Source organism: Kribbella sp. NPDC003505 (assembly GCF_040610875.1).
GTDB lineage: Bacteria > Actinomycetota > Actinomycetes > Propionibacteriales > Kribbellaceae > Kribbella.
In genome coordinates this window covers 638249-664460 of record NZ_JBEXNA010000002.1, presented here as the reverse complement: position 1 = coordinate 664460, position 26212 = coordinate 638249, and the positions used below count along the sequence as shown (strand labels likewise).

General features: G+C 69.9%; 30 protein-coding genes. 15 read left to right on the top strand and 15 right to left on the bottom strand.

Going from position 1 to position 26212, the window contains the following annotated elements:
* Positions 1–8: 8 nt before the first annotated feature.
* A complete protein-coding gene (locus tag ABZX12_RS07590) occupies positions 9–1559 on the bottom strand; it encodes a DHA2 family efflux MFS transporter permease subunit (RefSeq protein ID WP_355690795.1) in 1551 nt (516 codons plus the stop codon).
* 63 nt (positions 1560–1622) lie between these two features.
* Here ABZX12_RS07590 and ABZX12_RS07585 point away from each other — a divergent pair, with 63 nt between their 5' ends.
* Complete coding sequence (locus tag ABZX12_RS07585) at positions 1623–2093, top strand: MarR family transcriptional regulator (RefSeq protein ID WP_355690793.1); 471 nt, start codon at positions 1623–1625, stop codon at positions 2091–2093.
* On the opposite strand, the gene ABZX12_RS07580 is transcribed toward ABZX12_RS07585, so the two are convergent.
* From ABZX12_RS07580 to ABZX12_RS07565, 4 genes are read right to left on the bottom strand one after another with little or no spacing between them, the layout of a single operon-like run.
* Positions 2062–3291 carry an amidase gene (locus tag ABZX12_RS07580; RefSeq protein ID WP_355690791.1) on the bottom strand — a complete coding sequence of 410 codons (1230 nt, stop codon included), beginning with the start codon at positions 3289–3291 and terminating at the stop codon, positions 2062–2064. The two genes, ABZX12_RS07585 and ABZX12_RS07580, sit on opposite strands and share 32 nt — an antisense overlap.
* Positions 3288–3890, bottom strand: coding sequence for a hypothetical protein (locus ABZX12_RS07575; RefSeq protein WP_355690789.1), 603 nt, complete (start codon positions 3888–3890; stop codon positions 3288–3290). Before ABZX12_RS07575 ends, ABZX12_RS07580 begins: the two co-directional genes overlap by 4 nt.
* A gap of 15 nt (positions 3891–3905) precedes the next feature.
* Positions 3906–5099 (bottom strand): MFS transporter, encoded by a 1194-nt coding sequence (locus ABZX12_RS07570; RefSeq protein WP_355690787.1) that lies wholly within the window; start codon positions 5097–5099, stop codon positions 3906–3908.
* Positions 5096–5665: a helix-turn-helix domain-containing protein gene (locus tag ABZX12_RS07565; protein WP_355690785.1), complete on the bottom strand. Its 570-nt coding sequence runs from the start codon at positions 5663–5665 to the stop codon at positions 5096–5098. Before ABZX12_RS07565 ends, ABZX12_RS07570 begins: the two co-directional genes overlap by 4 nt.
* A 413-nt stretch (positions 5666–6078) precedes the next feature.
* Between ABZX12_RS07565 and ABZX12_RS07560 the strand changes: the two genes are divergently transcribed.
* The 6 genes from ABZX12_RS07560 to ABZX12_RS07535 are packed head-to-tail and all read left to right on the top strand — an operon-like array spanning position 6079 to position 11566.
* Positions 6079–7767, top strand: coding sequence for a nitrite/sulfite reductase (locus ABZX12_RS07560; RefSeq protein WP_355690784.1), 1689 nt, complete (start codon positions 6079–6081; stop codon positions 7765–7767).
* A complete protein-coding gene (locus ABZX12_RS07555) occupies positions 7764–7913 on the top strand; it encodes a hypothetical protein (protein WP_355690782.1) in 150 nt (49 codons plus the stop codon). Before ABZX12_RS07560 ends, ABZX12_RS07555 begins: the two co-directional genes overlap by 4 nt.
* On the top strand, positions 7910–8593 hold the full coding sequence (locus tag ABZX12_RS07550; RefSeq protein WP_355690780.1) for a phosphoadenylyl-sulfate reductase: 684 nt from the start codon (positions 7910–7912) through the stop codon (positions 8591–8593). Before ABZX12_RS07555 ends, ABZX12_RS07550 begins: the two co-directional genes overlap by 4 nt.
* Positions 8590–9489 (top strand): sulfate adenylyltransferase subunit CysD, encoded by a 900-nt coding sequence (cysD, locus tag ABZX12_RS07545; RefSeq protein WP_355690778.1) that lies wholly within the window; start codon positions 8590–8592, stop codon positions 9487–9489. Before ABZX12_RS07550 ends, cysD begins: the two co-directional genes overlap by 4 nt.
* The gene (locus ABZX12_RS07540; protein ID WP_355690776.1) at positions 9489–10775 is read left to right on the top strand and encodes a GTP-binding protein; all 1287 of its coding nucleotides are present in this window, start codon (positions 9489–9491) and stop codon (positions 10773–10775) included. Before cysD ends, ABZX12_RS07540 begins: the two co-directional genes overlap by 1 nt.
* Entirely contained in the window at positions 10772–11566 is a 795-nt protein-coding gene (locus ABZX12_RS07535) for a sirohydrochlorin chelatase (RefSeq protein WP_355690774.1), read from the top strand. The genes ABZX12_RS07540 and ABZX12_RS07535 overlap by 4 nt, the downstream gene beginning before the upstream one ends.
* Here the strand turns inward: ABZX12_RS07535 and solA are convergent.
* Positions 11563–12678: an N-methyl-L-tryptophan oxidase gene (gene solA / locus ABZX12_RS07530; RefSeq protein WP_355690772.1), complete on the bottom strand. Its 1116-nt coding sequence runs from the start codon at positions 12676–12678 to the stop codon at positions 11563–11565. The two genes, ABZX12_RS07535 and solA, sit on opposite strands and share 4 nt — an antisense overlap.
* Positions 12679–12718: 40 nt before the next feature.
* Here solA and ABZX12_RS07525 point away from each other — a divergent pair, with 40 nt between their 5' ends.
* Together ABZX12_RS07525 and ABZX12_RS07520 are read left to right on the top strand one after the other, a co-directional pair.
* Positions 12719–12946, top strand: coding sequence for a ribbon-helix-helix protein, CopG family (locus ABZX12_RS07525; protein ID WP_355690770.1), 228 nt, complete (start codon positions 12719–12721; stop codon positions 12944–12946).
* Positions 12946–14031, top strand: a complete 1086-nt coding sequence (locus ABZX12_RS07520) for a Clp protease N-terminal domain-containing protein (protein ID WP_355690768.1) — start codon at positions 12946–12948, stop codon at positions 14029–14031. Before ABZX12_RS07525 ends, ABZX12_RS07520 begins: the two co-directional genes overlap by 1 nt.
* Positions 14032–14033: 2 nt before the next feature.
* On the opposite strand, the gene ABZX12_RS07515 is transcribed toward ABZX12_RS07520, so the two are convergent.
* Genes ABZX12_RS07515 through zapE form a run of 3 tightly spaced genes read right to left on the bottom strand, consistent with a single transcriptional unit; the run spans position 14034 to position 16399 of the window.
* Positions 14034–14903, bottom strand: coding sequence for a polyphosphate kinase 2 family protein (locus tag ABZX12_RS07515; RefSeq protein ID WP_355690766.1), 870 nt, complete (start codon positions 14901–14903; stop codon positions 14034–14036).
* Between the two features lie 14 nt (positions 14904–14917).
* Positions 14918–15370, bottom strand: a complete 453-nt coding sequence (locus ABZX12_RS07510) for a hypothetical protein (RefSeq protein ID WP_355690764.1) — start codon at positions 15368–15370, stop codon at positions 14918–14920.
* Positions 15371–15382: 12 nt separating this feature from the next.
* Positions 15383–16399: a cell division protein ZapE gene (gene zapE, locus ABZX12_RS07505; RefSeq protein ID WP_355690762.1), complete on the bottom strand. Its 1017-nt coding sequence runs from the start codon at positions 16397–16399 to the stop codon at positions 15383–15385.
* A gap of 75 nt (positions 16400–16474) precedes the next feature.
* Between zapE and ABZX12_RS07500 the strand changes: the two genes are divergently transcribed.
* From ABZX12_RS07500 to ABZX12_RS07490, 3 genes are read left to right on the top strand one after another with little or no spacing between them, the layout of a single operon-like run.
* Positions 16475–17416: an aldo/keto reductase gene (locus ABZX12_RS07500; RefSeq protein ID WP_355690760.1), complete on the top strand. Its 942-nt coding sequence runs from the start codon at positions 16475–16477 to the stop codon at positions 17414–17416.
* Positions 17413–18765 carry a GH1 family beta-glucosidase gene (locus ABZX12_RS07495; RefSeq protein ID WP_355690758.1) on the top strand — a complete coding sequence of 451 codons (1353 nt, stop codon included), beginning with the start codon at positions 17413–17415 and terminating at the stop codon, positions 18763–18765. Before ABZX12_RS07500 ends, ABZX12_RS07495 begins: the two co-directional genes overlap by 4 nt.
* A gap of 34 nt (positions 18766–18799) precedes the next feature.
* On the top strand, positions 18800–19774 hold the full coding sequence (locus ABZX12_RS07490; RefSeq protein WP_355690756.1) for a zinc-binding dehydrogenase: 975 nt from the start codon (positions 18800–18802) through the stop codon (positions 19772–19774).
* A 98-nt stretch (positions 19775–19872) separates the two neighbouring features.
* Here ABZX12_RS07490 and ABZX12_RS07485 read toward each other — a convergent pair whose 3' ends face one another.
* Genes ABZX12_RS07485 through ABZX12_RS07470 form a run of 4 tightly spaced genes read right to left on the bottom strand, consistent with a single transcriptional unit; the run spans position 19873 to position 21507 of the window.
* Positions 19873–20208 carry a YnfA family protein gene (locus ABZX12_RS07485; protein WP_355690754.1) on the bottom strand — a complete coding sequence of 112 codons (336 nt, stop codon included), beginning with the start codon at positions 20206–20208 and terminating at the stop codon, positions 19873–19875.
* Positions 20205–20615 (bottom strand): MerR family transcriptional regulator, encoded by a 411-nt coding sequence (locus ABZX12_RS07480; protein WP_355690752.1) that lies wholly within the window; start codon positions 20613–20615, stop codon positions 20205–20207. Before ABZX12_RS07480 ends, ABZX12_RS07485 begins: the two co-directional genes overlap by 4 nt.
* Positions 20612–20890, bottom strand: coding sequence for a hypothetical protein (locus ABZX12_RS07475; RefSeq protein WP_355690750.1), 279 nt, complete (start codon positions 20888–20890; stop codon positions 20612–20614). Before ABZX12_RS07475 ends, ABZX12_RS07480 begins: the two co-directional genes overlap by 4 nt.
* Positions 20891–20928: 38 nt before the next feature.
* Positions 20929–21507: a DUF1707 and FHA domain-containing protein gene (locus ABZX12_RS07470; RefSeq protein ID WP_355690748.1), complete on the bottom strand. Its 579-nt coding sequence runs from the start codon at positions 21505–21507 to the stop codon at positions 20929–20931.
* A gap of 125 nt (positions 21508–21632) precedes the next feature.
* On the opposite strand from ABZX12_RS07470, the gene ABZX12_RS07465 reads away from it, so the two are divergent.
* From ABZX12_RS07465 to ABZX12_RS07455, 3 genes are all read left to right on the top strand, one after another.
* On the top strand, positions 21633–22709 hold the full coding sequence (locus ABZX12_RS07465; RefSeq protein ID WP_355690747.1) for an ATP-dependent DNA ligase: 1077 nt from the start codon (positions 21633–21635) through the stop codon (positions 22707–22709).
* Positions 22709–23467 (top strand): polyprenyl diphosphate synthase, encoded by a 759-nt coding sequence (gene uppS / locus ABZX12_RS07460; protein WP_355690745.1) that lies wholly within the window; start codon positions 22709–22711, stop codon positions 23465–23467. Before ABZX12_RS07465 ends, uppS begins: the two co-directional genes overlap by 1 nt.
* Before the next feature lie 65 nt (positions 23468–23532).
* Positions 23533–24051: a hypothetical protein gene (locus tag ABZX12_RS07455; protein WP_355690743.1), complete on the top strand. Its 519-nt coding sequence runs from the start codon at positions 23533–23535 to the stop codon at positions 24049–24051.
* On the opposite strand, the gene ABZX12_RS07450 is transcribed toward ABZX12_RS07455, so the two are convergent.
* The gene (locus ABZX12_RS07450; protein WP_355690741.1) at positions 24023–24199 is read right to left on the bottom strand and encodes a hypothetical protein; all 177 of its coding nucleotides are present in this window, start codon (positions 24197–24199) and stop codon (positions 24023–24025) included. The two genes, ABZX12_RS07455 and ABZX12_RS07450, sit on opposite strands and share 29 nt — an antisense overlap.
* Complete coding sequence (locus tag ABZX12_RS07445; RefSeq protein ID WP_355691323.1) at positions 24199–26076, bottom strand: ABC transporter ATP-binding protein; 1878 nt, start codon at positions 26074–26076, stop codon at positions 24199–24201. Before ABZX12_RS07445 ends, ABZX12_RS07450 begins: the two co-directional genes overlap by 1 nt.
* Between the last annotated feature and the right edge of the window lie 136 nt (positions 26077–26212).

The following is a 26212-nucleotide window of genomic DNA, read 5'->3' as shown; positions in this document are numbered from 1 at the left end:
TCGTGTGGTCAGGAGTCCTGCACACCCATCAGGACGTCCGGCGAGGGTTTCGCGGCGCGCTTCGGCATCAGGACGGCCGCGAGGACCGCGCCGGCGACAGCGATGCCGGCGGACACCCACATCGTGGTGTTCAGGCTGGTGAGGAAGGCGTCGCGCACGCTGTTCGCGAGGTCTGCCGACCCCGTCTTCGCGGCCACCGCGAGTCCGCCGCCGAGGCTCTTCTCGACCGCGTCCGCCGCTTGTGCCGGGAGGCCTGTCGTGTCGACGTCGTGGCGGTAGACCGAGTTCAGGACGGTGCCGAGGACGGCGACCCCGACCGTGCCGCCGACCTGACGGAACGCCTGCAGCAGGCCCGATCCGGTGCCGGCCCGCTCCGGGTCGAGGACGCCGAGCGCCGCGTTCATTGCCTGCGGCATCGAGCACCCGAGACCGAAGCCGACCACGGCGAACCAGGTCGCGGTGTAGCCGTACCCGGTGCCGAGCTCGGTGAAGGCGCCGAGCACGAACCCGGCCGCCATCACCGCGAAGCCGGTCATCACGACCAGCCGGGTGCCGACGCGGGCCTCGACCGGTTCGGCCAGCTTCGCGCCGACCGTCATACCGCCGATGAACGGCAGCAGCTTCAGCCCGGTGTGCAGCGCGTCGGACCCGTTGATGCCCTGGAAGTACTGCGGCATGGTGAACAGCAGCCCGAAGATCGCGAACACCGAGACGGTCAGCAGCACGGCGCCGCCGGTGAACACCTTCTCGCTGAACAACCGCAGCTCGATCAGCGGCCCGGCGGCCCGCCGCTGCCAGAGCAGGAACGCGCCGATCAGGACGACGGCCAGCGCGAGGTACACGATCGTGATGCCGTCACCCCAGGACGTCTCGCCGGCCTTCGTCACGCCGTACACCAGGGCGGCCAGACCGGCGCTGGACAAGACGATGCCGGGCCAATCGATCGCCGGGCGGTGAGAGCTGCGGCTCTCCGGGACGAGCAGCGTGACGGCGACCGCGGCGAGGAACGCGATCGGCACGTTGATCACGAAGATCCACTGCCAGCCGGCGTGGTCGAGCAGCAGGCCGCCGACGATCGGGCCGAGCGGCATACCGATGCTGTTGGCAACGACGAAGAACCCGATCGCCTTCTTCCGCTCCTCCGCGGTGCGGAACAGCACGGTGATCAGCGACAGTGCGACCGGGACGATCATCGCCGCGCCGATCCCGAGGAACGCCCGGGCGGCGATCAGCTGACCGGCCGAGTCGGACAGCGCGCAGGCGACGGACGCCAGCCCGAACAAGGACAGCGCGATCGCGATGATCTTGCGCCGGCCGTACCGGTCGCCGAGCAGGCCGGCCGGCAGCAGCAGCGCGGCGAGCACCAGGTTGTAGCTGTTCGCCATCCATTGCAGCTGGCTGGTGGACGCGTCCAGGTCCTGGGCGAGCGTCGGGAGGGCGACGTTGAGCACAGTGGTGTCCAGGCCGAGGACGAGGACGGCGAGACACAGGGCGATGAGGACACCGAAGCGCCGGGCGCCGGTGAGCGCCGGCGAGGAAGTGCCGATGGTCGAGGTCATGACATTCAAAATATCAGAAGTTTGTGATAGTTGCGATAGATCAAATTACTGTAAGCTTCAACCATGGCGGAGGAACCGAGCCGGGAGGCAGTCAGCCAGTTCGTCGAGCGCTTCGCGGGCGTGCTGGCGAACAGCGGCGTACCGACGATGTCGGCGCGGGTGATGGGCGCGATGCTGGTCAGCCCCACCGGCACGATGACCGCGGCCGAGCTCGCCGAGTCGCTGAAGATCAGCCAGCCGGCAGTGTCCGGCGCCGTCCGGCAACTGCTTCAGGTGTCGTTCATCTCCCGCGAGCGGCTGCCGGGCTCGCGCAAGGACCACTACCGGATCCGCGAGGACGTCTTCGCGGCGATCCTCGAGCGCCGCAACCTGGCCCTCAGCGAGTGGGAGTCCACCAGCCGCTCGGGCGCGTCGCTGTTCGGTGAGGACTCCCCCGTCGGCCGCCGCCTCACCGAGGCGGCCGACTTCTTCGCCTTCATCCACGCCGACATGGACCAGATGATCAAGAACTGGCGCTCGGAACACCCACGCTGATCGGGGGGCGCGGCAAGCCTGCCAGCAGATGCCTGGCCGCGGCGAGAGCGACGGCGTCGGCGCCGTGCGGGGCGACGACCTGCATCCCGACCGGGAGACCGTTCGACAGACCCGCCGGGACACTCACCGCGGGATGACCGGTCACGTTGAAGACCCAGCACGGATCGCCGGTCACGATGCTCTGCTCGTGCTGGTCGTAGCCGTGGGCAACGGTCAGCGTCGTCGGTGTCACCAGGACGTCGACCTCCGCGAAGAGGTCGGCGAGCGCGGTGTTGTTGTGGTCCCGGATCTCACGGGCCCGGTTGGCTGCTGCGGCCTCCGCGCCCCGTCCGTTGTCGAGCGCCGACAGAACCGGCCACGCCTCGTCCGTGGGTGCGAGCTTCAACCGTACGTCGACCAGCTGGACGTCAGTCGCCGCCAGGCGTTCACGCAGTACGCGGTCGACGCCTTCCTCTGCGGCACAGGCGCCCAGCGTCGAGAAGTACGCAACCCGCCACCGCCGCGTGGACTCGGCCGGTACCGGCCAGTGCGGCAGAGCCGACGGGTCGAGGCGGTGCGGCCCGCTGGCGATGCTCGTCGCGAGGACGACGTCGTCGAGATCCGCGCCGATGACGCCTGCCGTGGTGAGCCCACCGCGCCCGCGACCGCCCGGCCGCGGGACCCGACCGTACGTGCCCTTGAACCCGACGATCCCGCAGAACGCCGCCGGGATCCGCAACGATCCGCCGCTGTCACCACCGGTCGCGAGCGGTACGACGCCTGCCGCCACCGCTGCCGCTCCCCCAGCGGTCGAACCGCCCGGCGAGCGTTCGGGATCCCACGGATTCCGGGTGTACTCCCGCCCGTTCCACCCGAACGTCAGCGAGACGGCACCCGGCCGCGCCCGCGTCGACCACCCGATCGCGATCGCCCCCGCCGCGATCAGCCGCTCCAGGATCGGCGATTCGGGCGGTGTCCGCGCCTTGATCAGGAACGGCACGCCGGCGAGCGGCCCGGTCGGCTCCAACCGCTCCGCGGCCCGCAGTGCTTCGTCGGCAGCAAGCTCGTCGAGGAAGTGCAACACCCGATCGAGCCGCCGAGCCGCCTCGAGAGACCTCTCCACGACCTCCACCGCACTGAGCTCCCCGGACCGCACCGACGCAGCAATCGCACGGGCCGTCGTCCATCCACCGGCGTCGGGTCGCCGCAGGACGTTCATCCGGCGACGAGCGTGTAGGCGAAGGCGAGGCGGCGATCCAGCCAGGGGGCTTTGACCGTGACCGACTTGGTTGCTTCGGACAACATGACGACGTCGTCGCCGGCGCGCCACTCGAGGACGCGTTCCTTGGTCGGCTGGTCGCCGCCCTCGGCACCAAAGCCGGTGAGCGCGTCGAGAACGCCGGTGAAGAACCGCCCGGCGGCCTTCTCGGCAAGTTGCTTCGCGTCGCCGCTCAGCCACTCGGTCCGCCCGATCACGTCGACCTGACCGGGTTGCTCGATCCGCCAGTTCGGCCGGAGCAGCGGCCGGTTCGACGGGATCCGGGTGATCGTGCCGACAGTCGCCGCGTCGGCGTCGTGGACCGTCCACGCATTCTCGCCCGACGGGACCGCGACGCAGAGCAGCCGGGTCAGGTCGGCGTCGAGGTACAACGACAGCTCCGGTCCGACGTACGCGCACGCCGCGAGCACCCGGTCGTCCTTCCCGCCCTGCGGCACCCGGATCGCCTTCGGCCCCCAGCCGATCTTCTTGCGCTTCGGCGTAGCCGGCAGCTCGACCGTACCGACGGTGAATTCGCGGACGCTCTCCCAGCCGGACACCCGCGCGAGTTTACGTCAGCGGTTGACCCGAGCCGCCGCCCAGAGGACCAGGGCCGCGAACAACGATGCGACGAGCACGCAGGCGACCGGAATACTCGAGAGGCTGATCAAAGCGCCGAAGCCGGTCATCGCGACGGGCATCAAGGCCTCGTCGGACAGGTTCACGATGCTGAAGCTGCGACCGAGGTACGCCGGGTCGACCGACTGCTGGAACGCCGCCGACAACTGCGCCGACGCGATCCCGGCCGTGCAGCCGATCATCGCCATCGCGACGAACACGCCGAGCTTCGGCATCAGCCCGATCATCGCGCAACCGGCCGCCTGGACGACGAGTGCGAGCAGCCCGGATCGTGCCAGGTCGGCCGGCTTCCACCGCATCGCCACCAGCGCACCCACCGCGGCGGCGACCCCGGAACACGCCTCGAACCAGCCGTACCAGGCCGAGCCCCAGCCCGCGGAGTGCGTGCGTTGCACCAGGCCGACGGCGAGGATCGGGCCGACGCACAGATTCAGCCCGGAGAACGCGATCACCAGCGTCCGCGCCCGGACATCCCGCTTCAGGTAGCCGAAGCCGTCGCGCAGGTCCGCGCGGATCGACCGCCCCACCGACACTGGCTGCGGGAGCCGCGGCTTCACCAGGAACGCGAGTGCCAGCGCGATCACCACGAACGACGCCGCGTCGGCGATCATCACCGTGATCAGCCCGCCGTGCGCGACCAGCAGGCCGCCGAGCGGAGCCCCCGCGAAGATCGCGAGCCGCTGGGCCAGCTGCGAGCCGGCCGACAGCTTCACCAGGTCGTCCGAGCGGACCATCCGCCGCGGCAAGGTCCCGGACGCCGGCGTGTAGAGCGCGTCGACGGCACCGAAGACGACGGCGACCGTCAGCAGCAGCGCAAGGGACAGCCCCCAGATCGCCACGGCCGTTGCCGCGAGGGTGAGTACGACGATCCGCGCGAGGTTGGCCAGGATCATCGTCCGGCGGCCGTCGAACCGGTCGGCCAGCGCGCCGCCGTACAGCAGGACGAGTGCCTTCGGCAGGGCGCCGACGCCCATCACCAGTCCGGCGCCCGCCGGGGTCGTGATCTGCGCGGCGCTCCACGCGAGTCCGACGTACCACGCCATGTCCCCGGCCTGCGAGACCGCGGCCGACGCGATCCATCCGTGCACCCGACGGTCTCTCCGGAGCGGCGGGAAGACCTCGGTGGTCACGGGCGGGCAGGGACGGCGTGGGCGAAGAAGAACACGCGGTGCGCGTCGTCGCCCTCGGCGGGGTTGTCGTGGTACTCCCGGACCAGGTCCTCGACCCGCTCGCTCAGCTCGACGAGCTGGTCGGGCGTCAATGTGAGCCATCTCTCGGTCGCGTACGCGGCCCGCACCCAGGGCTCGCCGAACTCGTGCCGGATGTCGAACCACTGCCGCACCTTGCCGACGTGATGGGCGAGGTTCGCGTCCTCGGCGGTGGCCGCGACGAGCTCGCCGGCCGGGTCCCCCTGCGCGTCGGCGATCGACCACGAGTACTCCGAGGTGTCGCCGAGCTTCCACCAGCGTTCGCGGCGGTTCCGCGCCAGCTCCGGGGCTTCGGCGATCACGCCCGCGGACGCGAGAACCTTCAGGTGATGGCTGATGTTGCCGACAAGTTCTCCGGTCGCAGCGGCCAGCGCGGAGGCGGTCGCGGGACCGTCGACGGACAGCAGGTCGAGCAGCCGGCGGCGCAGCGGATGGTGCATGGCGGCGAGCACGGACGGCGTCACGGTCCGGCGGTTGGCGGGCGTCATGACGAGCAGAATACGTTCTGCAAGAACTCTTGCACAAGAGTTCTTGCGGGCCGCGCCCGATAGCAGAATCAATCTCCAGCAGACTGATAGACATAGCCACATCGTGAGATCTGGTCTCACGATGTAGGAATGGGAGTTGATTTGTCAGGCTCTGACGCTGACGCTTGTGGACATGCTCGCTGCCCTCTCCACCCACCTCGTAGGTCGCATTCATGTCGACCTCGGGCGGATGCGCAGCGCCATCTGTTGTCCTTCGATGTTCTGACAGCCACCCTGCCCGGGCCAACGACGGCCCCCTGATCACCCCCGATCACCGCTGGGTGCGCGCCGCGCGGAACGTATCGAACCGACGACGCTTCGATCGTGCCGCCCGCAGGTTCGCACCTGTCACGAGGACAAGGACACGCCCCCCGATGACTGCCGGCGTCACCTCTGCTGCCCGGAAACCGGCCCGCCCCCGCAAGGGCAAGGGCGAAGGTCAGTGGGCACTCGGATACCGCGAGCCGCTCAACAAGAACGAAGAGAACAAGAAGAACGACGACGGCCTGAACGTCCGGGCCCGGATCGAGAACGTCTACGCGCACCGCGGCTTCGACTCGATCGACCCCGCCGACCTGCGCGGCCGGTTCCGCTGGTGGGGTCTGTACACGCAGCGCAAGCCCGGGATCGACGGCGGCAAGACCGCGACGCTCGAGCCGGAGGAGCTGGACGACCGCTACTTCATGATGCGGGTCCGGGTCGAGGGCGGCCAGCTGACCGCCGAGCAGCTCCGGGTGATCGCGGAGATCTCCACGACGTACGCGCGCGACACCGCGGACATCACCGACCGGCAGAACATCCAGCTGCACTGGATCGCGATCGAGGACGTGCCGGCGATCTGGCAGCGGCTCGAGGCGGTCGGCCTGTACACGACCGAGGCCTGCGGTGACGTGCCGCGGGTGGTGATCGCCAGTCCGGTGGCGGGGATCGCCGCGGACGAGATCATCGACCCGACGCCGGCCATCGACGAGATCGTCGAGAAATATATCGGTTCGAACGAGTTCTCGAACCTGCCGCGCAAGTTCAAGACCGCGCTCACCGGGCACCCGTCGCACGACGTCGTCCCGGAGGTGAACGACATCGCCTTCGTCGGCGTCGTGCACCCCGAGCACGGCCCGGGCTTCGACCTGTGGGTCGGCGGCGGCCTGTCGACGAACCCGATGCTCGCGCAGCGACTCGGCACCTGGATCCCGCGCGACGAGGTCGCGCAGGCCTGGTGGGGCGTCACCAGCATCTTCCGCGACTACGGCTACCGCCGGCTGCGCAACCGCGCCCGGCTGAAGTTCCTGCTCGCCGACTGGGGCGTGGAGAAGTTCCGCGAGGTGCTCGAGGAGAAGTACCTCAAGCGCAAGCTGATCGACGGCCCGGCGCCCGAGGTGCCGGCCGTCCAGGGCGACCACGTCGGCGTCCACAAGCAGAAGGACGGCAAGTACTTCGTCGGCGTCGCGCCGGTCGTCGGCCGGGTCTCCGGTACGTCGCTGGCGCAGGTCGCGGACGTCGTCGCGCGGCACGGGTCGAACCGGATCCGGACGACCGCGCAGCAGAAACTGCTGGTGCTGGACGTGGAGGAGTCGCAGGTCGACTCGCTCGTCGCCGAACTGGACGCCCTCGGGTACCAGGCGAACCCGTCGGCATGGCGGCGGAACACGATGGCCTGCACCGGAATCGAGTTCTGCAAGCTGGCGATCGTCGAGACCAAGGCGAAGGCCGCGCAGCTGATCAACGAGCTCGAGGAGCGGATCCCCGAGCTCGACGTACCGATCACGGTGAACGTCAACGGCTGCCCGAACTCGTGCGCCCGGATCCAGGTCGCGGACATCGGCCTGAAGGGCCAGCTGGTCCTCGATGCCGACGGCCGCCAGGTGCCCGGCTACCAGGTGCACCTCGGCGGCGGCCTCGGGCTGGACGCCGGGTTCGGCCGCAAGCTCCGCGGCCACAAGGTCACGGCCGACGACCTCACCGACTACGTGGAGCGTGTCACCCAGAACTACCTGAAGGAGCGCAACGAGGGCGAGCGCTTCGCCCAGTGGGTCACCCGAGCGGACGAGGAGGCGCTGACATGAGCGAACGTGCGGCGCCCCTCTACTGCCCGTACTGCGGAGACGAGGACCTCAGGCCCTCCGAGGACGGCCATGGCACGTGGGAGTGCCGGCCGTGTGCACGGGTGTTCCAGCTGAAGATGATCGGGTTGCGGGTGACGGTGGAATGAGTGACTTGAAGACGATCGCCGAGGAGGCGAACGAACGGCTCGCCGACGCGTCGGCGGTCGAGGTGCTGGCGTGGGCACGTGAGACGTTCGGCGACGAGCTCGTCGTCACCGCCTCGATGGCCGACGGGGCGCTCCCCCACCTGGCGGCGCAGGCGGCGCCGGGCGTCGACGTACTGTTCCTGGACACCGGCTACCACTTCGCCGAGACGATCGGGACCCGGGACGCGGTCGCGGCCACGCTGCCGATCCACCTGATCAACGCGACCCCGCAGCAGACGGTCGCGGAGCAGGACGCGGAGTACGGCGAGAAGCTGCACGACCGGGACCCGAACAAGTGCTGCGCGCTGCGCAAGGTCGAGCCGCTGAACCGGTACTTGTCCGGCTACAAGGCCTGGGTCACCGGCATCCGCCGCGAGGAGGCGCCGACGCGGGCCAACACGCCGGTCGTCGAGTACGACGAGAAGCGCGACATGGTGAAGCTCAACCCGATCGCGCCGTGGACGCAGGAGGACCTGGACGGCTACATCCAGGACAACGGCGTCCTGGTGAACCTGCTGCAGTACGACGGCTACCCGTCGATCGGCTGCGAGCCGTGCACGCAGCGCGTCGCGCCCGGTGAGGACCCGCGCAGCGGCCGCTGGGCGGGCACCGGCAAGGTGGAATGCGGGTTGCACACATGAGCACGACCGTGACTGAGCTGGACGCTCTCGAGAGCGAGTCGATCTTCGTGTTCCGCGAGGTGGCGGCGGAGTTCGAGCGGCCGGTGATCCTGTTCTCCGGCGGCAAGGACTCGATCGTGATGCTGCACCTGGCGCGGAAGGCGTTCTCGCCGGCCGGCGTGCCGTTCACGTTGCTGCACGTGGACACCGGCCACAACTTCCCCGAAGTACTCGACTACCGCGACGCGGTCGTGCGGCAGCTCGGGCTGCGGCTCGAGGTCGCGAGCGTCGAGGAGTACATCGCCGACGGCCGGCTGCGCGAGCGCACCGACGGCACCCGGAACCAGCTGCAGACGGTCCCGTTGCTGGACGCCATCAACGGGCACCGCTTCGACGCTGTTTTCGGCGGCGGCCGCCGCGACGAGGAGCGGGCGCGGGCGAAGGAGCGGATCTTCAGCCTGCGCGACGAGTTCGGGCAGTGGGACCCGCGCAACCAGCGCCCGGAGCTGTGGTCGCTGTACAACGGCAAGCACCGCCCGGGTGAGCACGTCCGGGTGTTCCCGCTGTCGAACTGGACCGAGCTCGACGTCTGGAACTACATCGAGCGCGAGGGCATCGAGCTGCCGAGCATCTACTACGCGCACGAGCGGGACGTGTTCGAGCGCGACGGCATGCTGCTGGCCGTCGGCCCGTACTCGCGGCCCCGCGACGGCGAGACTGTTGCCAAGCGCATCGTTCGGTACCGGACCGTCGGCGACATGTCGTGCACCGGCGCGGTGGCCTCCACCGCGACCAGTGCAGCCGAGGTCGTGATCGAAGTCGCGGCCAGCGAGATCACCGAACGCGGCGCCACCCGCGCCGACGACCGGGCCAGCGAGGCCGCGATGGAAGACCGTAAACGAGAGGGGTACTTCTGATGAGCACCCTGCTGCGGCTCGCGACCGCGGGCTCGGTCGACGACGGGAAGTCGACGCTGGTCGGCCGGCTGCTGCACGACTGCAAGGCGATCCTCGCCGACCAGATCGCGCACGTGCGGACCGTGTCCGAGGCGCGCGGCGGCGACTTCGACTTCGCGCTGCTCACCGACGGCCTGCGGGCCGAGCGGGAGCAGGGCATCACGATCGACGTCGCCTACCGGTACTTCGCCACCGACAAGCGCTCGTTCATCCTGGCCGACTGCCCCGGGCACGTGCAGTACACCCGCAACACCGTGACCGGCGCCTCCACCGCGGACGTCGTCATCATCCTGGTCGACGCCCGGCACGGCGTCCTCGAGCAGACCCGCCGGCACCTCGCGGTCGCCGGCCTGCTCCGGGTCCCGCACGTCGTCCTGGCGGTCAACAAGATCGACCTGGTCGGCTACGACGAGGCCGTGTTCACCAAGATCGCCAAGGACGTCGGCGAGGTCGCCGACCAGCTCGGCATCGCCGACCTGCAAGCCATCCCGGTGTCCGCGCTCGTCGGCGACAACGTCGTCGAGCGGTCCGCGGAGACCCCCTGGTACGATGGGCCGACGCTGCTCGAGGTGCTCGAGAACGCCGGAGGCCGCACCGACACCTCGACGCAGCCGCTGCGGTTCCCGGTGCAGTACGTGATCCGGCCGCAGACCGACGACGAGTACCGCGACTACCGCGGCTACACCGGCACCGTTGCCTCCGGCACCGTGACGGTCGGCGACCCGGTGATCGTGCTGCCCGCGGGCCGCCGTACGTCGATCGCCGGTATCGACCGCCCGGTCGTCACCGCCACCACCACCGCCGTGGTCGAGCGGCCGTCCGCGGTCGCCGGCGAAGCGGTCACCGTCCGGCTCGCCGACGACATCGACGTCGCCCGCGGCTCGGTGATCGTGGCCGCCGAGGCCTCCCCCGGCACCCGCCGGGAACTGGCCGCCACCGTCAGCTGGCTGTCCGACCGGCCGCTGACGGTCGGAGCCCGAGTGCTGATCAAGCACACCACGACGACCGCGCAGGCGATCGTCACCAAGATCACCGGGGCGCTGGACCTCGACACGCTCGGCGTCATCGATGCCACCGAGCTGGGCCTCAACGACATCGGCAAGGTGCAGCTCAAGGTCGCCGCACCGCTGGCCGCCGATCCGTACTCCAGCAACGCCATCACCGGATCGTTCCTGCTGATCGACGCCCACGACGGGTGGACACTCGCAGCCGGCATGATCGACGACGAAGAAGGGGAACTGCTGTGACTGCTCCAGCGCTCGTGATCCTCGCCCACGGCAGCCGCGACCCGCGTTCGGCCGCCACCGTCCACTCGCTCGTCACCTGCCTGCGCGGGATGCGGGACGACCTGCGGATCGAAGCCTCCTTCCTCGACCACTGCCCGCCCACGCCGTACCAGGTGATCGGCAAGCTCGCCGCCGAAGGCGTCGAGGAGGTCGTCGTCCTCCCGCTGCTGCTGTCGTCGGCGTACCACGCCAAGATCGACGTACCGGCCGTCGTCGACGAGGCCCGGACCCGGTTCCCGAACCTGCGGATCATCGCCTCCGACGTGCTCGGGTACGACGACACGCTGCTCGACGTCCTGGACCGCCGGATGCGCGCAGAGCTGAAGGACGGCCGGGTGCGGGAGCTGGACGCGCTGGTGCTGGCCTGCGCCGGTTCCAGCGACTCGCACGCGAACGCGAGCGTGACCCGCCTCGCGCGGCTGTGGGGCCAGCGTCACAAGCTCCCGGTGACCGCCGCCTTCGTCGCCGCCGCATCCCCGTCGCCCGCCGAGGCGGTGCTCCAGTGGCGCCTGGAGGGTCGCCGCCACGTGGCGGTCGGCTCGCTGTTCCTCGCGCCCGGTGTGCTCCCGGACCAGGCCGAAACCACCTCACGCCGGGCCGGCGCTGTCGCCGTGTCCGCGCCGCTGGGCGTGAGCGCCGAGGTCGCCAGGCTGGTCCTGCTCCGCTACGGCGTGGCCGGCCTGGACCTGCTCACCCTCGAGCCGGCCCCGCGCCCGGTCATCGCCCGCCCGGAGCTCGTCCGGACCGCCTAGAGCCTGTGTGGATCGACGAAGGAGACGTCCGTGAAGGGCGTCTCCTTCGTCGTGATCTGGGCCAGGAGCTCGCCGAGGCCGGCGCAATGCTTGAAGCCGTGCCCGCTGTCGCCGCCGGCGATCACCACGCGCTCGTCGTACCGCCCGGCCAGGAACTGCCCGTCGGGCGAGTCCGTGACCATGCACGGCATCACCTTCACCGGCTCGGGATCGAGCTCCGGGAAGTGCTGCGCGATCGCGGCGGACAGCTCGGCGATGTCCTTGCGCGGGTGGATGTAACGGTCGAGCTCGTCGGGGTCGACGTCCCGGTCCCGCTCCGCGCCGTCGAGGCCGACCTTCACGAGGAAGTCCTCGCCGGACCCGTGCCCCCACAGCCCGCGGCCGTCGGCGAACTCCCAGATGAACGACGGGAAGTTCCGCAGCTGGAACGCCTCCGAGGCCGGATCCTTCGGCTGGAACCAGAACAACGGCGTCCGGCGCGGTGACAGCGGCAGCCCCGGGACGAGCTTGCTCAGCCAGGCGCCGGTGCTGACGACGACCTGCTCGGCGGTGACGGTGGTCGTCGGCGTCCGCACCGTCACGCCGTCCGGGCGGACGTCGATCGCCGTCACCATCGTGTGCGGATAGACGGTCGCCCCCAACCGCTGAGCCTCAGCGACGTGTGCTCGTACGGCCGGCTCCGCGTAGCAGATCCCCGCGTCCGGATCCCAGACCGCGACGTCGTCGTCCGCGAGTGCGTACTGCGGGAAGCGCTCGGCCAGCTCGTCGTGCGAGAGATCCGTCGTCCGCGCGCCCGCGGCCCGCCGGGCACCGGTCACCGGACGGCTGGTCGGCGAGCCGACGTTCAGGGAACCGGTCTGCCGGACGTACGTCTCCCCGGTCCGCTCCCCCAACTCGGTCCACAACGCCAGCGATTTCCGCGCGATCGGGGTCAGCCCCGGATGCTCCATACACGCCACGCGGAACAGCCGCGTCGTCCCGTGCGACGACCCGAACGCGTGCCCGATCGCCTGCCGCTCGATCCCCACGACGTCCACCCCGCGCGCCGCCAGCCGCCACAACGCCGCCGACCCGAACGCCCCCAACCCGACGACCACCACATCCGTCCGCATGCGCTCACCCTTTCATAGATAGCGTGATATCTTGCTAGCTATGGCGAAGGACGCGACCAAGAACATCCTGCTGCGGCTCGACCCGGAGCTCGCCGAGCGGCTGCAGACCGTGGCCGCGGTGGAGGGTCGCTCGGTGTCGGACGTGGCGCGCGAGGCGATCGCGGCGCTGGTGGACCAGCGCCGCCAGGATGACCGCTTCAGCGCGCTGCTCGAGGAGAACCTCGTCCGGCACGAGCAGTCGTTACGCCGGCTGCGCGGAGACGACTGATGCGCCACCTCGGGCGGTACGACGTCCTCGCCGTCGCCGCGCGCGTGCTGCGCTGCGCCTCCGACGACGTCGTACGGCGGTCGGACCTCGACGCGATCGACCGGGTGCTCGACGACGTACGCGCGACCGGCAGCCTGGCCGAGGCGGCGGGGGCACTGCTCGCCGGGCTGGTGCGGGCGCGACCGTTCGACGGGCCCAACCGAGTCGTGGCGGTGGCAGTCGTGCTGCAGTTCGTGTCGCTGAACCGGGCCGACCTGCAACTCGAGCCGGTGACCGACGTGGACGAGTTCCTCGACCGCATCGCGGCGGGCGAGGCCGGCAGCGACGACGCCGCGGCCTTCGTCCGCAGCCGGCTCGAGCATCACCCGGTCACGCCCGAGGACCTGCAGGAGCACCTGCACCTCGAGTTGCTCGACGGCCTCGGTGACCTGCTACAGGACTGGTGGAGGGGAGATCCGATGTACGAGCAGTTCAGCGAAACGGCGCGGCACGTGATCGTGCTGGCCCAGGAGGAGGCGCGCAGCCTCGACCACGTGTACGTCGGAACCGAGCATCTGCTGCTCGGGTTGATCACCTCGGGGCAGGGCGTCGCGGCGCGCGTGCTCGCCGATCTGGGGATCACCGCGCCGGCGGTGCGGGACCTGGTCGTGGAGATCATCGGCCGCGGCCGCAGCGGGGCGTCCGCCGCAGCGATCCCGTTCACGCCGCGCGCCAAGAGCACCTTCGAGTTCGCCTGGGGCGAGGCGCGGGCCCGCGGTGCGGAGCAGGTCGGTCCGGAGCATCTGCTGCTCGGCGTCCTCCATGACGGCGACGGTGTCGGCGGGCAGATCATCACCAAGCTCGCCGAGAGCACCGACGAGGTCCGCCGCAAGCTCGAGAAGCGGATGAACTGGCGGCAGCGGTCGGAGTCGCTCGTCGCCGGCATGCTGGCCGAGGACCCCGGCAACACCTGGACGACGTACGGTCGCCGGCATCACCTGCTCGCGGAGCTCAACGCCGTCCTGGACGAGAACGAGCGCCTCCACGAGCAGGTGGCCGCGCTCCGCGAGTTGCTGCGGCGTCACCACATCGACCCCGACGGCTGAATTCAGGTCGCCGCGAGCCGCTTCTTCTCCTTGGCGACGTCGAAGTCGGCCGCCGGCCATTGCGGGTTCAGCTCCGCGAGGGTCTCGAGGAGGATCGTGGTGACGGCCCAGTTGCGGTACCACTTGCGGTCGCTAGGGATGACGTACCAGGGCGCGTCCGCTGTGTTGCAGCGCTGGATCGCGGCGTGGTACGCGTCCATGTAGTCCGGCCACAGCTTCCGCTCGTCGACGTCGCCCGGGTTGTACTTCCAGTGCTTGGTCGGGTCGTCGAGGCGGGCCTGCAGCCGGACTCGCTGCTCCTCCGGCGAGATGTGCAGGTAGCACTTGACGATCGTCACGCCGCTCGCGGTCAGTTCGGCCTCGAAGTCGTTGATCTGGTCGTACCGCCGGGTCCACACGGTCGGCGTGACCAGCTCGCGCACCCGGGCGATCAGCACGTCCTCGTAGTGCGACCGGTCGAAGATCCCGATCATCCCCGGGCCCGGCACCGCCTGCCGGATCCGCCACAGGAAGCCGCGGCGCTTCTCGGCCGGCGTCGGCGCCTTGAACGACGTGATCTTCAGGCCCTGCGGGTCCATCAGCCCCGCGCCGTGCCGGATCACCCCGCCCTTGCCGGAGGTGTCCATCCCCTGCAGCACGAGCAGGACGCTCCGCTCACCGCCGGTACGTCCCTCGGCGAACAGCCGCTCCTGCCAGTCCGACACCTCGGCCCCGAGGTTCTCCAGCGCGAGCTTGCCGTCGTCCTTGGTGCCGCTGAACCCCGGCGTCGCGCGGGTGTCGTAGGTCGTCAGGTCCACCTCGCCGACCGGCACCCGCAGCTGCTCCCGCAGTCCCCCACCGGCCGCCTTCTGGCCCTTCTTCTGCTTCGCCATGACGTCATCCTGCCTCATCGGGCCCTGTTCGCCGCGGTATTGCGGCGCCGCCGCCACAGCACCAGTTCGATCACGACGACCACGACGGCACTGACCGCGAGCGAGACGAGACTCCACACCATGCCGCCGAGCAGCGAGAGGCAGTCGCTGTCACCACTCGGGCAGTCCGTCGCGTCGTAGTACGCCGTCCCGGCGCCCAGCGCGAGCAGCATCAGCGCTACCGCGCCGCAGATGTACGCGACCGCGCGGACCATCCACCGGCCGCCGCCCTGGGCGAAGCCACGCGGCTGCAAGCCGGTCGCGTGCAACACCAGGGACGCCAGACCGACCGCGCCGACGAACACGACGAACTCGCCTTCGTCGCGGTTCCAGATGAAGCGGAAGCCGTCGTCCGTCGACGCCCGCCAGACCAGCCAGGTGAAGAAGACCGCAAGGACGACGGCAGCGCCGAGCCGGACTTTCCGCATGTGCTCAGGGAATCACGCCGCGCGGGCCAACGCGATCAACCTCGACAGGGCGCGCAGGTACTTCTTGCGGTAGCCGCCCTTGAGCATGTCGGGCGAGAACAGCCGGTCGAGCGGGACGCCGCCGGCGAGCAGCGGCAGGTTGCGGTCGTACATCCGGTCGGCCAGCACCACGATCCGCAGCGCCACGTTCTCGTCGGTCAGCGGCCGGACATCGGTGATCGCGACCGCCTCGACCCCGTCGAGCAATGCGCCGTACTTGCTCGGGTGCAGCTCGGCCAGATGCCGGTGCAGGTCGACGAAATGGTCGCAGGACGCATTCGCCCGGACCGCGGCCTCCTGCTCGACCTTCTCGTCCGGCCACGGGTCCGGCGCCACCGGGAGACCGCGATGCCGGTAGTCCGGCCCGTCCACCCGCCGTACGTCGAACCGCGCGGCGAGACCCTGGATCTCGCGGAGGAAGTCGACGGCCTGGAACCGGCCCTCGCCGAGCTTGTCGGGCAGCGTGTTGGACGTGGCGGCGAACTCGACACCGGCCTCGACCAGCTGGCCGAGCAGCCGCGAGATCAGCATCGTGTCGCCGGGGTCGTCGAGCTCGAATTCGTCGATGCAGATCAGGCGATACGCCGAGAGCGCGTCGACCGCGGTGCGCAGGCCGAGCGCGCCGACCAGGTTGGTGAGCTCGACGAACGTGCAGTACATCTTCGGGCCGGCCGCCTCGTGCCACAGCGACGCGAGGAGATGAGTCTTGCCGACGCCGAATCCGCCGTCCAGATAGACGCCTGGTTTGCCTGGGGCTGCCGGGGAGGGCCGGAACCGCGACCAGAGGGAGCGGGCCGGAGCAGGTCGGGGCGTTGCGAGGTGCGCAGCGCGTTCGGTCAGGACGGTCAGCACCTCGGCCTGGGACGGCTCCTCCGGGTCCGGGCGATACGTACTGAACCTGACGTCCGCGAACCGCGGCGGCGGCACACACTCCGACAACAACCGATCCGAACTCACGACCGGCGTCCGCTCACTCAACCGCACCACCATGCGCCCCACCCTAAGCCAGGCCAAGGACTGGAAAGCCTCGTGTGGCCCTGACGTGTTCGCCGTAGGCTCCGGCGCATGACTGACAACTGGCTGCGGCCCCTTGGTTCCACCGGTCTGACCGTTTCGGCCGTCTGTGCGGGCGGCAGCGGCATCGCGGGAATGCCCGCGGTGTTCGGGTACGACGTCACCTCCCAGGAGGCGATCGACCTGGTACTGCGGGTGTTCGACAGCCCGCTCACCTGGATCGACACCTCCAACGGGTACGGCGACGGTGCCAGCGAGACTCGGATCGGCCAGGCGATCCGGGAGTACGGCGGGCTGCCGTCCGGCTTTCTCGTCGCGACGAAGGTGGACGCGAAGGACGGCGACTACTCGGGCGCGCGGGTCCGGGCGAGTGTTGCCGAGAGCAAGGAACGGCTGGGTCTGGACGATCTGCCGCTGGTGTACCTGCACGATCCGGAGGCCCATGACTTCGAGGCGATGCGGGATGCGGTGGACACCTTGATGCAGCTGCGTGCCGACGGGGAGATCGGGCACGTCGGGCTCGCGGGCGGCGACACCCGGGAGCTGTCCCGCTACCTCGATCTCGGCGGTTTCGAAGTACTGCTCGTGCACAACCGATGGAGCCTCGTCGACCACTCCGCCGGCAGGATCTTCGAGCGCGCCCGATCGGAGGGGATCGCGGTGGTGAACGCCGCGATCTACGGCGGCGGGATCCTCGCGAACCCCCGCGGCGCGACGAAGTACGCCTACCGCGAGGCGCCGCCCGCGCTGCTCGAGGCGGTGGCGGAGCTGGACAAGGCGTGCGGCGAGTACGGAATCGATCTCGCGACCGCCGCGCTCCGGCACTCGATCGACGACCCGGGGATCGCCGGCACGGTCGTGGGCATCACCAAGCCGGCCCGCGTCGACGCGCTGCTCGCTGCCCGGGATGCGGACCTGCCCGAGGAGCTGCTTAACCGGTTAGGTAGCCTGCTGCCGAACAGGCAGTACTGGGTGGAGAAGGAGACGACGTGACGAACGGCTTCCCGAGCGGATTCACGTGGGGCGCGGCGACCGCGTCGTACCAGGTCGAGGGCGCGGCCGCCGCGGACGGGCGGGGTCCGAGCATCTGGGACACGTTCGCGCACACGCCCGGCCGGATCGCGGACGGCACCAACGGTGACGTGGCGGACGACCACTACCACCGGTTCGCCGAGGACATCCGGCTGCTGGCGGACCTCGGGCTGAACGCGTACCGCTTCTCGATCGCCTGGCCGCGGATCGTCCCGGACGGGTCCGGCTCGGTGAACGCCGCCGGACTGGACTTCTACCGGCGGCTCGCCGAGACGTGTCTCGCCAACGGCGTCACGCCGTACGCGACGCTCTACCACTGGGACCTGCCGCAGCCGCTCGAGGACGCCGGCGGCTGGCTGGTGCGCGACACGGCCGAGCGGTTCCGCGACTACGCCGCCGTCACGCACGACGCACTGTCGGACGTGGTCAAGCACTGGATGACGCTGAACGAGCCGTGGTGCTCGGCGTTCCTCGGGTACGGCAACGGCGAGCACGCGCCGGGGCGGACCGAGGGCGCCGGGGCGTTGAAGGCCGTGCATCACTTGCTGCTCGGTCACGGTCTGGCACTGGACGCGATCCGCTCGGACGGTGGCTCGTACGGGATCGCGTTGAATCCGGCGCCGATCCACGCCGCGACCGACTCCGCTGCTGATCGCGACGCCGCCCGCCGGATCGACGGGCTGCGGAACCGGCTGTTCCTGGAGCCGTTGCTGTCCGGCGCGTACCCGGCCGACGTACTGGAAGACACCGGCACGACCGCGTGGTTCGCTGAGCAGTCCGCCGACCTTGCGGTGATCTCGGCGCCGCTCGACTTCATCGGTGTCAACTACTACTGCCCGACCACCGTCGGAGCGCCGGACGGGCCGATCTCGTCGCCGGTCGCATCCACGCAACCCGGCAGCGAGAACGTCGTTGCCGTCGACACCGGTCTCCCGGCCACCCAGATGGGCTGGCCGATCCAGGCGAGCGGGCTGCGCGACATCCTCGTGACGATCAACCAGATGGCGCCGGGCCTGCCGTTGTACGTGACCGAGAACGGGTCGGCGTACCCGGACTTCGTGAACGCGGACGGTGCGGTCGAGGACGACGGGCGCCTCGACTACCTCCGGCAACACGTCGCCGTCTGCCAAGACCTGGTCACCGAAGGCTTCCCGCTCAAGGGCTACTTCGCCTGGTCACTCCTGGACAACTTCGAATGGTCCTGGGGCTACAGCCGCCGCTTCGGCATCGTGTACGTCGACTACGAAAGCCAGCAACGCATCGTCAAGAAGAGCGGCCGCTGGCTGCAGAACTTCGTGCGGCAACGTTGACCTCAATCCTTGTTGAGGTTCTAGCGTTACGACCGTGAAAGCGATCAGATTGCATGCGTTCGGTCCGGCGGAGAACCTGGTGTACGAGGAGGTGCCGGATCCCGTTGCGGGCAGCGGCATGGTGCTCGTCGAGGTGGAGGCGGCCGGGGTCCATCTCGTCGACACGATGATCCGCGCCGGCACGAACGACGACAGTCCGATCCCGGTGCCCGACCTGCCGACCATCCCCGGGCGCGAGGTCGCGGGCCGGGTCAGCGCGGTCGGCCCCGACGTCGACCCGTCGTGGATCGGCAAGCGGGTCGTGGTCCATCTCGGGATGGTGCCGGGCGGGTACGCCGAACGCGCGGTGGCGAAGGTCGAGTCACTGTACGAGCTGGCGGACCACGTCGATGCCGCCCAGGCGGTCGCCGCGATCGGCACCGGCCGGACCACCGCCGGAATCCTCAAGCAGGCACATCTCACCGCCGACGACGTCGTACTCGTCACCTCCGCAGCGGGCGGAATCGGCAGCTACTTGATCCAGTCCGCGCGGAACGCCGGCGCGGTGGCGATCGGCCTGGCCGGCGGCCCGTCGAAGGTGGAAACGGTCCGTTCGCTCGGGGCGCAGTACGCCATCGACTACCGCGACCCGGACTGGGCCACAACACTGAAGTCCGAGCTCGGCGACCGCGAGATCACCCTCCTGCTCGACGGCGTCGGCGGCCCCAGCGGCCAGCAAGCCTTCAACCTCCTCGGCACCGGCGGCCGAGCCCTGATGTTCGGCTGGTCCGGCGGCGGCCCCATCGAGTTCACCCACGAAGACCTGATGACCCGCTCCCTCACCGCCGGCTGGGCCCTCGGCGCCAAACTGACCCGCCAACTCCGAGCCCTGGAATCCGCAGCCCTGGAAGAAACGACCACCGGCCGCTGGAAGGCCCTCACCACAACCTTCCCCCTCTCCGAAGCCGCAGCCGCCCACAAGTCCCTGGAAACCCGAGCCACCACCGGCAAGGTCGTGCTCATCCCCTGACCAGTCGCAGGGCGCTTTAGCCAACCAGCCCGTCGGCTTTGGCAAGGCCCAGGATTTGGTCCAAGTGCTCGTGCTGCCGGCACCCAAGTAGTCGGTGGTCAAGAGTTACGTGGGGCGTACATGATGACGAGGACGCCCAGGAGGCAGATGGTGGCGCCGAGGAGGTCGTAGCGGTCGGGTTTGAAGTGGTCGACGAGGACGCCCCAGGCGAGGGAGCCGGCGACGAAGACTCCGCCGTAGGCGGCGAGGATTCGGCCGAAGTGGGGGTCGGGCTGGAAGGTGGCGACGAAGCCGTAGGCGCCTAGGGCAAGTATTCCGCCGGCGATCCAGAGCAGGCCGCGGTGTTCGCGCCACCCTTGCCAGATCAGCCAGGCGCCGCCGATCTCGGCGACGGCCGCGAGGACGAACAGGGCGACGGACTTCAGCACCGTCACGGGGCGATCTCCGGGAACGGGATCGGGCAGTCGGGGTTGCCGGCGCAGGTTTCGAGGTCTTCGCAGCCGGCGGCGACGGCGGCTCGGAGGGTTTCGGCGATCACGGTGAGGTCGGCGAGCTTGGCTTCCACGTCGGCCAGTTTCTCGCGGGCGCGGGCCTGGAGGCCGGCTCCCTCGCCGCGCCGGTGGCGATGGCGGGCGGTGTCGAGCAGGTCGGAGACCTCGGCCAGGGTGAATCCGAGGCGTTGCGCGGCCTTGATCACGCGCAGGGTGGTCACTGCGTCGTCCGGGTAGACGCGGTGGCCGCCGAGGGTCCGGGACGGCTCGTCGAGCAGGCCGCGGCGTTCGTAGTACCGCAGGGTCTGGAGGTTCACCCCGGCGGCCGCGGCCACCTCGCTCGATCTCATGACAGGAAGCCGTCGAGTACGGCGGTCTGGGTCGGCGGGACCGTGACACGAAGGCGAAGTTCGAGCGTGAAGGTGAAGAACGAGCAGCACTCGGTCTCGCGGGCGGTGAGGTCCTCGACCGTGGCCAGCGACTCCGGGTCCAGGGTCAGGTCCAGCGTCTGCGCGTCCACGCGCTCGGCGCGCCGCAGGTGGTCGGCGAACAACTGGTCGAACTCGGCGACGCGGAACGGCCGCTCGGCGGTGGGCAACGTGCAGAACTGCGAAATCTCGTCCATGGATCGACGGTAAACCCGTACCCAGGTACCGGATGCAACTACTGAAGCCAGGTCAGCGTGAACTGCACCGCGCCGAATGCCACCCGGTCCCCCGGCCGGACCCGCACGGTGGTCGTGATGCGGAGGTCGTTGACGCAGGTCCCGTTCATGGAGCCGAGGTCGCGGAGCAGCCAGCCGTCGTCGACGTACCGCAGCTCGGCGTGAGCCCGCGACACGGACTCGTCGGGAAGGCGGAGCGTCGCGCCGGGCCCCCGCCCGATCCGCACGGTCGGCGAACCGGGCGCAGGCAGGGCAAGAGCGGGCAACGGAGCGGCAGCCGTACGACGGACCAGGGCGAGGCGAGGCAGGGCGCCAGTCGGGAGACGGGCGGCTCGCAGGCGCGGGATCCGGGCGCGAAGGTCGCGGAACCAGGCGCCGGCGCCGTGTTCGCCGCGTGGGAGGTCGCGGACGGCGTCGGCGAGTTCGCCGCGGCTCTGGGCGCGCAGGACGAAGTTCATCCGGCGGATGAACGTGTCGTGGGACAGGCGGCCGGAGCCGGCGCCGTCGCGGAGGATCGCCAGGGCACGGTCGCGGTCGGCGTCCGACGGACGCGTCCACGGCACCCCGATCGAGCTCATGGGCAGATTGTCCGTGGCCGCCGGTTCACTGTCCACCACTGTCCACCACAGCCCATCACGGCCCATCACAGCACCGTGACAGCCGGTTCCTGGAGACTGTCCGTGCCGTGGGACAGAATGACGGGATGCGACTGCCTGTGATGCCGCCGGTCAAGCCGATGCTCGCCAAGCCGGTGAAGGAGATCCCGCGCGGTGAGATGTCCTACGAGCCGAAGTGGGACGGATTCCGGTCGATCATCTTCCGCGACGGCGACGAGGTGGAGATCGGCAGCCGGAACGAGAAGCCCATGACGCGCTACTTCCCCGAGCTGGTCGAGGCGGTGAAGGCCAACCTTCCGGAGCGCTGCGCGATCGACGGCGAGATCATCGTGATCGGCGCGTCCGGCGACCGGCTGGACTTCGAGGTGCTGCAGCAGCGCATCCACCCGGCGGCGAGCCGGGTGAACATGCTGTCCGAGAAGACGCCGGCCCGGTTCGTCGCGTTCGACCTGCTGGCGCTCGGCGACGACGACTTCACCGAGCGCCCGTTCAGCGAACGCCGCGCGGCGCTCCTCGACGCGCTCGCGAACGTGAAGGAGCCGATCCACGTCACCCCGGCGACGGCTGACCACGAGACGGCGGCGCAGTGGTTCGAGCAGTTCGAGGGCGCCGGCCTGGACGGGCTGATCGCGAAGCCGCTCGACGGCACGTACCAGCCCGACAAGCGGGTGATGTTCAAGGTCAAGCCGGAGCGTACGGCGGACTGCGTGGTGGCCGGCTACCGGCTGCACAAGAGCGGCCCGGACCGGATCGGCTCGCTCCTGCTCGGCCTCTACAACGACGACGGCACGCTGGCGAGCGTCGGTGTGATCGGCGCCTTCCCGCTCGAGCGCCGCAAGGAGCTCTTCCAGGAGATGCAGCCGCTGGTCACCACGTTCGACGACCACCCGTGGGCGTGGGCGAAGCAGGAGGAAGGCGTCCGGACGCCGCGCAACGCCGAGGGCAGCCGGTGGCAGGCCGGCAAGGACCTGTCGTTCGTGCCGCTGCGGCCCGAGCTGGTCGTCGAGGTTCGCTACGACCACATGGAAGGCATCCGCTTCCGCCACACCGCACAGTTCGTCCGCTGGCGCCCGGACCGGACGCCGGAGTCCTGCACGTACGAGCAGCTGGAGGAGCCGGTGAAGTTCGACCTGGCCGACGTCCTCTCCAGCGCCCAACGCTGATGCTGTACGGCCTCTACACGCGCCTCCTCCGGCGCCAGCTCGCCGGTCTGCCGATGCCGCGGCACGTCGCGATCGCGATGGACGGCAACCGGCGCTGGGCGAAGCGAGCCGGCTACGACGACGTACGGATCGGTCATCGGTTCGGCGCCGAGCACCTGGAGCTGTTTCTGCAGTGGTGCGCCGACGCCGGGATCCGGTGCGTCACCGCCTGGGTCGCATCGCCGAGCAACCTGCGCAAACGCGATGCGGACCAGGTCGGCTACCTGATGGACCTCACCGAGACCGTGCTCGCGGAGCACGTCCGGCGGGACGTCCGCTGGCGGCTGCACGTCGCCGGTCAGCTGGATCTGTTGCCGGATTCAACGGCGCGTGCGCTGAAGGAGGCCGTCGAGGAGACCCGCGACCGCCCGGACGCCGGCGACCTGACCATCGCGATCGCGTACAGCGGGCGGCTCGAGGTGCTGGACGCCGTGCGGTCGGTGCTCGACGCGGCGGCCGCGGAGGGGCGGTCGATCGAGGACGTCGCGGACGCGCTGAGCGAGGACGACATCAGCCGGCACCTGTACGTCCCGGGCCTGCCGGACCCCGAGCTGGTGATCAGGACCAGCGGCGAGCTGCGGATGTCGGACTTCCTGCTGTGGCAGGCGACCGGCTCGGAGATCGAGTTCTGCGACCTGTACTGGCCCGCGTTCCGGGAGGTCGACCTGCTCCGGGCGCTGCGCACGTACGGACGCCGGAGACTGCAACGATCCAGTTGAATACTTTCGGCCCGGACGGGGGCACTATGGAGGTGTACCGACCGGTAAGCAGCGGAGGTGGCACGATGTACGACGTCGTACTGCTCGTCGAACAGGAACTGTCCGAACCCGACGCGAAACGCGTCGTCGAACTCCATCAGGACATGCCCGAGCCGGTCAGGTACCACGTGCTGGTGCCCTGCCACAACGCGGAGGCAGGCGTCGAGGCGTCGATCAGCGCGCTCGGGACCGCGGACCTCTACGGACCAGGCCTCGCCGGTCAGCGCGAGGACCTGGCGGAGGCGCAGAAGGCGATCGACAGCGAAGCCAAGGGCTGCACCGGCCGCAGCGTGCAGCGGCTCCGGGACCTCGGCCAGAGCGCCGAGGGCGGCATCTCGCACGACCGGCCGATCGACGCGCTGGTCGCCACCGTGCAACACGTCCACGGCCGGGAGGTCATCATCCTGACCAGGCCGCACATCGTGGCCGAGTTCTTCCACCTCGACTGGACGAACTCGGCGCGCCGGCACCTCGGCGTACCGGTGCTGCACCTGCTGGAGTACGACGCCCGCCCGGCTAATGCGGGAGCAGAGCCGCGTAAGTGACACCACCGGCCAGCGCCGCGATGAGCAAGGACAGCGTGGTGCGGACCGCACGCTCACCGGTGCGGCCGTAGTGCCGGCCGTCCTCGGAGTGGTACGCGAGCTTGAACCCGGCATACCCGGCCGCAAGCACGAGCCCTAGCTTGATCATCAGACACCTGCCGCCGCATCCGACTCCCTGAACTGCGTGGAGTACAGATCAGCGTACTCGCCGCCGGCCGCGAGCAGCTGCTCGTGCGTGCCGCGCTCGACGATGTTGCCGTGGTCAACCACCAGGATCAGGTCCGCGTTCCGCACCGTCGACAGCCGGTGCGCGATGACCAGCGACGTACGACCCTCCAGCGCGGTATCCAGTGCCCGCTGGACGGCGACCTCGGACTCGGAGTCCAGGTGCGCGGTCGCCTCGTCGAGGACGACGATCTTCGGCGCCTTCAGCAACAACCGGGCGATCGCGAGCCGTTGCCGCTCGCCACCGGACAACCGGTGGCCGCGGTCGCCGACCACGGTGTCCAGCCCGTCCGGCAGCGCCGCGACCAGGTCCCAGATCTGCGCGGCCCGGAGCGCGGCGATCATCTCGTCCTCGGTGGCGCCCGGCTTCGCATAGATCAGGTTGGCGCGGATCGTGTCGTGGAACATGTGCGCGTCCTGCGTGACGTACCCGATGGTGTCGTGCAGGGACTGCAGCGTGACGTCGCGTACGTCGCGGCCGCCGACGCGGACCACTCCGCCGCTCACGTCGTACAGCCGGGCGACCAGGTTCGTGATCGTGGTCTTGCCGGCGCCCGACGGCCCGACGAGGGCGACCATCTGACCGGGCTGGACCACGAAGCTGACGTCGCCGAGGACCTGCGCGGAGACGCGCTTGTCGAGGACCGCGACGGACTCCAGGCTCGCCAGCGACACCTGCTCCGCTGTCGGGTACGAAAACGCGACGTGCTCGAACTCGACACTCGCCGCGTCGCCTGGGAGATCCTCGGCGTCCGGCGCGTCCTTGATCATCGGCTCGAGGTCGAGCACCTCGAAGACCCGCTCGAACGACACCAGCGCGGTCATCACGTCGACGCGGACGTTGGAGAGCGCGGTCAGCGGACCGTACAGCCGGCCGAGCAGCGCGACGAGCGCGAGCAGGGTGCCGATCGTCAACGTCTCGCGGACGGCCAGGTTGCCGCCCACGCCGTACACCAGGGCGGTCGCCAGCGCGGCGACCAGGGTCAGCGCGGTGAAGAACACGCGGCCGAGCATCGCGATCCGGATCCCCAGGTCGCGGACCCGGCCGGCTCGCTCGCCGAAGTCGGCGTTCTCGATCGACGGGCGGCCGAAGAGCGTGACGAGCAGCGCGCCGCCGACGCTGAACCGCTCGGTCATCGCGGTCGACATCTCGGCGTTCAGTTGCATCTGCTCCCGGGTCATCGCGGCGAGCCGCCGGCCCAGCACGCGCGCCGGGATCAGGAAGATCGGCAGCATCAGGATCGCGACGACGGTCAGCTGCCAGCTCAGCGCCAGCATCGCGCCGACGACCAGGATCAGGCTGATGACGTTCGAGACGACGCCGGACAGCGTCGAGGTGAAGGCCTGCTGGGCGCCGATCACGTCGTTGTTGAGCCGCGAGACCAGCGCGCCGGTCTGGGTCCGGGTGAAGAACGCGACCGGCATCCGCTGCACGTACGCGAACACCCTGGTCCGTAGGTCGAAAATCAGCCCTTCACCGATCCGCGCCGAGAACCAGCGCTGCACCAGGCCGAGGACCGCCTCGACGACAGCGAGCAACGCGACCACCAGGGCAAGCGCGGTGACCAGACCCGCGTTTCCCTTGGAGATCCCGTCGTCGACGATCCTCTTGAACAGCAGCGGCGACGCGATCACCAGGAACGCCGAGACGATCACCAGCAGCAGGAACGCCGTGATGTGCCAGCGGTACGGCTTGGCGAACCGGACGATCCGCCGCAGCGTGCCCTTGGCCAGCTTCTGCTCCAGCACGGACGTGTCCTGCCGCCGCCAGCCCATCGCACCCATTCCCGGGCGCATCATTCCCGACATCCGGCCTCCCTTTCGCCTGATCTTCTCAACATCCGGTGCCCGCGCACACTTCCCGCAACTTTTGGTTGCGCGTCCCGATGGCGATGGTCTACAGTCATGAGCAACCAAAGGTTGCGAAAGGATGAGG